A 6,715-nucleotide genomic window follows, 5' to 3' on the forward strand; every position below is an offset into this window, starting at 1 on the left:
GCGCCGGGGGGAGGGTCAGAGGCCGACGGCCCGCTGGCTCGCGTAGAAGACCAGTCGGTACTTGCCGATCTGCACCTCGTCGCCGTTCGAAAGCGAGACCGAGTCGATCCGCTCCCGGTTGACGTACGTGCCGTTGAGGCTGCCCACGTCCGCGACGGTGAAGGAACCGTCCTGGACCCGACGGAACTCCACGTGACGACGCGACACCGTCACGTCATCCAGGAAGATGTCGCTCTGCGGGTGACGCCCCGCCGTGGTCAGCTCGCCGTCGAGCAGGAAGCGACTGCCCGAGTTCGGACCGCGGCGCACCACGAGGAGCGCGGAACCGAGCGGCAGCGCGTCCACGGCCGCCTGCGCCTCCGGAGAGAGCGCGGGAGACGGGTTCTGCCCCGTCACCTCGGCGTCGTAGGCCTCCAGGCCCGAGATGGAGATCGTCGAGGTCGTCTCGGCCGCACGCTCCGGGGCGGCTCCGGCCCGCAGCGGCGCACCGCAGTTGGAGCAGAACCGGCTCGCCTCGGCGTTGCGGTTCCCGCACCTCGTACACACCAGGGCCATGGACGGGTCCTCCTGCCGTGGCTGCCCCGCGGGGGCATTCGATCCGTACGGGCCGGGGGCGAACCCTCCACCCGTACTTGAGGTTGAAGGTTCTCCGAAACCTATGCGGCCGGGACCGGCAGGGTCAACAGATGACGCGCCCTGTCCGCCCGAATTGTCACCACCTGGACCAGCGACCTGATCCCGGAACATCGGGCGCCCGGCGCCCTGCTCCTCGGCATCTCCGGAGCGCGGGGCACGGTGCCGGGCAGTGGCCGGATTACCGCTGTCCTCACGTGCACTCTTGCCGAACAACTTCGCAAACAACTTCACGGGCGATTCCCCTTGACCGAAACAGACCCGCCCGTGGGGCAGGACGAACCCTGATTGCACACACCGGCATTCATCGGTGAGCCAGACATTCTCACAACGTCCGTGGCCACCAAACAGTTTCCACCACGCACCGTGCTTCTGGTGCGCCGACCCCCCGCAACCTCATGCCCCCGCCCGACGGCCCTCATGCGTCCGCCCGTCACTGGGAGGACGACCGAGCGTAGCCAGGCCGCTTCGCAGGTCGCAAGGCGTCCACAACGATCTTCTCCGAGCGTTCCACGGTGACCGTGGCCTGCTCCTTCTCCAGAGTCTGCACCACGCCTCCCGGGATGTTCAGCGCAGGTTCCAGATCCTGCGGCTTGCCGATCACCTTGAAGAGGTACGGCTCACCGACCTTGCGGCCGTCCACCCGGACGCCACCGCCTTCGGCGTCCGACAGATACGTGTCGGCGACGATGCGTACGTCGTTGATCTGGATGGCCTCCGCACCGGCGGCGCGCAGCTCCTGAATGGCGTCGAGCAGCATGTCAGCCTCGATCGCCCCTTTCCTGTCCTCGATGGTCAGCGTGATGCCGGGCCCCTGGGCCGCCACCGTGCCGGCCAGGATGCCGAGTTGCCTCTCCCGCTCGACCGTCTGCTTGCGGGCCTCCTCGGCCTGGTCCGAACTGTTCTCCAGCCCGGTCCGCTGCTCCTCGAGGCGCCGCTTCTCTTGTTCCAGACGCTCAGTTCGGTCATCCAGTTCATCGAGGATGCGTACGAGATCTTCTTGCCGTGCCCCGCGCAGCGCGCTGCTGTCGCTGTTGGACCGCACCTGGATGGCCAGACCGAGGCCGAGCACGAACAGGAGCAGGGCGACAATGAGTTGAGGCCGGGTCACGCGCGGGGGCCACAGGCCCTGCGCCAGCCGCTGACGGCCGGTGAGCTGCGGCTTCCCCTCGGGCTCGGGGCCCGCGGGCCCCGCGGGCGTCTCCGGCCCGGGTGTGCCGGGCGCGCTGGGGACCTCGGCGGGGAGTTCCTTGCGCCAGTTGTAGTCGGGGCTCTCGTCGTTGCTCATCGGCGTCACGCCCTGAAGATGTGGCGACGGATCGCCGCGGCATTGGAGAAGATCCGGATGCCGAGAACGACCACCACACCGGTGGAGAGCTGGGCGCCGACGCCCAGCTTGTCGCCCAGGAACACGATGAGTGCGGCCACCACCACGTTCGACAGGAAGGACACCACGAACACCTTGTCGTCGAAGATGCCGTCGAGCATCGCCCGCAGCCCTCCGAACACGGCGTCGAGAGCCGCGACCACGGCGATCGGAAGGTACGGCTCGACCACCGCCGGAACCTCGGGCCGAACCAACAATCCGGCCACGACTCCCACGACGAGGCCCAGTACGGCGATCACGATGTGCCCTTTCCTGCTTTCGGCTCTGCTGTTCGTACGGTCACGCTCGGCGCTGCCGGCAGCCGGAGCTCGTCCGACACGGAGATGCTGGTCCGGATGCCGAAGTTCTCCTGCAGAGCATGCAGGTACTGACCGTCGCGGCTGTTCTGGAACCGGGTGCTCAAGCGTTTCCCGTCTCCCACCGCGAGCACCGTATACGGCGGCACGAGCGGTCGGTTGTCGACCAGTATCGCGTCACCCGCGGCCCTGATCGCCGACAGCGCGGTGAGACGCTGGTCGTTGATGGAAATCGCTTCGGCGCCCGACTGCCACAGGCCGTTGACGACACGCTGCATGTCCCGGTCACGCACCCGCCCCGTGTCGGAGAACCCGGAGCTCTCACGCGGACCGCCGCCACCCTGATCGGCCTGCTTCTTGTCGTCCACGACGAGCTTCACGCCGGGCCCGTGGACTTCCGTGGCGCCGGAGAGGAGCCCCACCAACTCGCCCTGGCTGCCGCCGTGCTTCTTCAGCGCGGCCTCCTGCCGCTCACCCACGTCGTCGCGGAGTTCGTCCACGTCGTCCTCGAGCGCGTCGGCAGCCGCCGTCGCCTCCTCGACACGGTCGATGAGCTCCTCGCGCTCCTTGGCCACCACCGGTGCCTCTATGCGCGCCTGCGCCGCACCCACGGTGACCACCAGCGCGGCCAGCACGAGACCGGCCGCGAGCCCGAGCTTGGCCCGCAGCGGGCGAGGGACACCACCGTCCCCTCTCGCCTTCTTCCGGGCCGCCGCCTCCGCGTATCCCTCGTCCAGGCTGTGGTCCATGACGGTGGTGAGCAGCGACATGGAGGCGTCCGGGCGCCGGGGGCGCGAGGGGGTGCTCCGAACGGGGGGCTGCTGCGGCATGCCGCACATCGTCGCACGTCGCGGGCGCTACCTCCGAATGGCCCCACCGGCGCGCCGGGCGGCACCTGTTGCGGGTGCTGCCCGGCGCCCGGGAAGGTCAGCGACCTGCGCTGTCCACCACCGTGGCCCACTCGTCGAGCAGCGCCTGGGCGGACGCGTCGTCGGGCCCCTCGGCCCACAGATGCGTGACGGCCTCGGCCGGGTCGGGCAGCACGAGCACCCAGCGCCCGTCGGCCTCCACGACCCGCACTCCGTCCGTGGTGTCCACGGACCGCTCCCCCGCGGCCTCGACCACCCGCCGCATCACGAGCCCCTTGACCGCCCACGGTGTCGCCAGATCACGCTTCTGCACATGGGCCCGCGGAATGCGCGCGTCGATCTGACTCAAGGTGAGCTGTGTCCGCGCGACCAGCCCGATGAGCCGTACAAATGCGGCAGTTCCGTCGAAGACGCCACTGAACTCGGGCACGATGAACCCGCCCCGCCCGTCACCGCCGAAGATGGTCGAGTCCCCTCGACCCGCCCTCGTCAGATCGTCGGGCGACGTGGTCGTCCAGTCCACCTGGGTCCCGTGGTACGCCGCGACCTGCTCGGCGATGCGCGTCGTGGTCACCGGCAGCGCCACCCGCCCGCTGCGCCGCTCGGCGGCCACCAGGTCGAGCATGACCAGCAGGGCCCGGTCGTCCTCGACGATCCGGCCCTTCTCGTCCACGAGCGACAGCCGCTCACCGACGGGGTCGAACCGCACCCCGAAGGCGGCCCGCGCGGACGCCACGATCTCCCCGAGCCGGACGAGCCCGGCCCTGCGGGCGTCCGCGGTCTCCGTGGGCCGCGACTCGTCGAGCCCCGGGTTGATGGTCAGCGCGTCCACCCCGAGCTTTCCGAGAAGACTCGGCAGTACGAGACCGGCGCTTCCGTTGGACGCGTCGACGACGACCTTGAGCCCCGACTCGGCGACACCGCTGGTGTCCACGTTCCGCAGCAGCGACCCCGTGTAGGAGTCGAAGACACTGGACGGGAAGTGCAGATCACCGATCTCGCCCGGGAAGGCCCGCCGGTACTCCTGGCGCGCGTAGACCCGGTCGAGCTTGCGCTGACTGCCCTGTGAGAGGTCCGCTCCGTTCCCGTCGAAGAACATGATGTCGACGGAGTCCGGCACACCTGTCGTCGTCCGGATCATGATGCCGCCGGCACTGCCCCGGGCCGTCTGCTGCCGCGCGACCGGCAACGGCACGTTCTCCAGATCCCGTACGTCGATGGCGCTGGCCTGCAGCGCCGAGATCACCGCACGCTTCAGCGCCCGCGCACCACGCGAGTGGTCACGCGCCGTGGTGACGGTGGATCCCTTCTTCAGGGTCGTCGCGTACGCCCCCGCAAGGCGCACGGCGAGCTCGGGCGTGATCTCCACGTTCAGGATTCCGGACACTCCACGCGCCCCGAACAGGTGCGCCTGGCCACGGGACTCCCAGATGACCGAGGTGTTGACGAACGCACCGGCCTCGATCGTCTTGAACGGATACACCCTGACGTTGCCCTGGACGATCGATTCCTCACCGACCAGGCACTCGTCACCGATGACCGCACCGTCCTCGATACGGGCGGCGCGCATGATGTCGGTGTTCTTGCCGACGACGCATCCCCGCAGATTGCTGTGCTGCCCGATGTACACGTTGTCGTGCACGACGGCCTTGTGCAGGAACGCGCCGCTCTTCACCACGACGTTCGAGCCGACGACGGTGTGCTCTCGGATCTCGACGTCCGCCTCGATCTTGGCGTAGTCACCGACGTAGAGCGGCCCGCGCAGGACGGCGTCGGGGTGCACCTCGGCCCCTTCGGCCACCCACACCCCGGGAGAGATCTCGAAGCCGTCCAGCTCGACGTCGACCTTGCCCTCGAGCACGTCGGCCTGCGCCTTGACGTAGCTCTCGTGTGTGCCGACGTCTTCCCAGTAGCCCTCGGCGACATAGCCGTAGACCGGCTTGCCCTCCTTCATGAGCTGCGGGAAGACATCACCCGACCAGTCGACCGGCACATCGGCCTCGACGTAGTCGAACACCTCGGGCTCCATCACGTAGATGCCCGTGTTCACCGTGTCGGAGAAGACCTGCCCCCAGGTCGGCTTCTCCAGGAAGCGCTCGACCTTGCCTTCTTCGTCGACGATGGTGATGCCGAATTCCAGCGGATTGGGTACGCGCGTCAGGCACACGGTGACGAGCGCGCCCTTTTCCTTGTGGAAGGAAATCAGCTCGCTGAGGTCGAAATCGGTGAGAGCGTCACCGGAGATCACGAGGAAGGCATCGTCCTTCAGCGCTTCCTCGGCGTTCTTCACGCTTCCGGCGGTCCCGAGCGGTTTCTCCTCATTGGCATAGGTGAGCTCCATTCCAAGCTCTTCGCCGTCGCCGAAGTAGTTCTTGACCAGAGAGGCCAAGAACTGCACTGTCACTACGGTCTCGGTGAGCCCATGCCTCTTCAGCAGGCGCAGCACATGCTCCATGATCGGCCTATTGGCCACGGGAAGGAGCGGCTTGGGCATGCTCGAGGTCATGGGGCGAAGGCGTGTGCCCTCACCGCCGGCCATCACGACGGCCTTCATGTCGGAAACGTCCTCCTCATTAGACGACGATCCAGCCGACACGGCTCACCGGGATGGGCTCACTCCATCTATGTCAGACGCGAGCCTTCGAGCCTCTGCAGCCGCCAAATGGCGAGCTCAATCGGCTGGCTTGTCCACCTTGACAAGTCGGCGGACCTGAACCACGTAGAGGATCCCTGCCCACCAGTACAGACTTGTACCCCATCCTGCGAACGCCCATCCGAAAATCGCGGCAAGTGTGGCGAGCGAGCCACTTCCGTCGCTGAGGAGCAGTAGTGGAAAGGCGTACATCAGGTTGAAGGTGGCGGCCTTGCCCAGGAAGTTCACCTGCGGCGGCGGATAGCCGTGCCGTCTGAGGATCCCGACCATCACCAGCAGAACCAGCTCGCGCAGCAGCAGAGCCGCGGTCAGCCAGAGCGGGAGAATCTCCCGCCATGTCAGACCGACCAGGGTCGAAAGGATATAAAGCCGGTCGGCCGCGGGGTCGAGCAGTCGGCCCAGGTTGCTGATCTGGTTCCAGCGCCGAGCGAGCTTGCCGTCGAGGTAGTCACTGATTCCGCTCAGCATCAGGACCAGCAGCGCCCATCCGTCGCTGTTGGGCCCTCCGAACTCGGGCCTGAGGATCAGCCACAGGAAGAGGGGCACACCGGCGAGGCGCGCCATGCTGAGGATGTTCGGGATGGTGAGGACTCGGTCCGTCTGGACACGCGTCTCCTGGACCTCCACCCGGGGGCCTCCTGTGGGGAAAGAGCCAATGATGCCCCCTGACCTTACCCTCAGTTGTGGGCCACGGGTGCAGAGGGGTGGCCGAGCACCTCGGCGCAGAAAACAAAAAAGCCGCGGTCCCTGGAATTGAATCCAGGGACCGCGGCTGTAAAAGAAGTTCGGCGGCGTCCTACTCTCCCACAGGGTCCCCCCTGCAGTACCATCGGCGCTGTGAGGCTTAGCTTCCGGGTTCGGAATGTAACCGGGCGTT

Annotated in this window: 6 protein-coding genes and 1 rRNA gene; all 7 read right to left on the reverse strand. The window is 67.5% G+C overall.

Annotated elements, in window-relative coordinates:
• Positions 1-15: 15 nt before the first annotated feature.
• On the reverse strand, positions 16-984 hold the full coding sequence (locus tag ABZV77_RS34915) for an FHA domain-containing protein (RefSeq protein WP_356266005.1): 969 nt from the start codon (positions 982-984) through the stop codon (positions 16-18).
• An 82-nt stretch (positions 985-1,066) separates the two neighbouring features.
• The gene (locus tag ABZV77_RS34920) at positions 1,067-1,921 is read right to left on the reverse strand and encodes a DUF881 domain-containing protein (RefSeq protein WP_356266008.1); all 855 of its coding nucleotides are present in this window, start codon (positions 1,919-1,921) and stop codon (positions 1,067-1,069) included.
• 5 nt (positions 1,922-1,926) lie between these two features.
• Complete coding sequence (locus ABZV77_RS34925) at positions 1,927-2,259, reverse strand: small basic family protein (RefSeq protein WP_030794354.1); 333 nt, start codon at positions 2,257-2,259, stop codon at positions 1,927-1,929.
• The gene (locus tag ABZV77_RS34930; protein WP_356265972.1) at positions 2,256-3,155 is read right to left on the reverse strand and encodes a DUF881 domain-containing protein; all 900 of its coding nucleotides are present in this window, start codon (positions 3,153-3,155) and stop codon (positions 2,256-2,258) included. Before ABZV77_RS34930 ends, ABZV77_RS34925 begins: the two co-directional genes overlap by 4 nt.
• Positions 3,156-3,243: 88 nt before the next feature.
• Positions 3,244-5,739 carry a mannose-1-phosphate guanyltransferase gene (locus ABZV77_RS34935; protein ID WP_356265975.1) on the reverse strand — a complete coding sequence of 832 codons (2,496 nt, stop codon included), beginning with the start codon at positions 5,737-5,739 and terminating at the stop codon, positions 3,244-3,246.
• Between the two features lie 117 nt (positions 5,740-5,856).
• Positions 5,857-6,465 carry a CDP-alcohol phosphatidyltransferase family protein gene (locus tag ABZV77_RS34940; RefSeq protein ID WP_356265978.1) on the reverse strand — a complete coding sequence of 203 codons (609 nt, stop codon included), beginning with the start codon at positions 6,463-6,465 and terminating at the stop codon, positions 5,857-5,859.
• Between the two features lie 156 nt (positions 6,466-6,621).
• Positions 6,622-6,715: ribosomal RNA gene (gene rrf, locus ABZV77_RS34945) — 5S ribosomal RNA — on the reverse strand; the annotation flags it as partial.

Source organism: Streptomyces sp. NPDC004732 (genome assembly GCF_040609235.1).
Classification (GTDB): Bacteria; Actinomycetota; Actinomycetes; order Streptomycetales; family Streptomycetaceae; genus Streptomyces.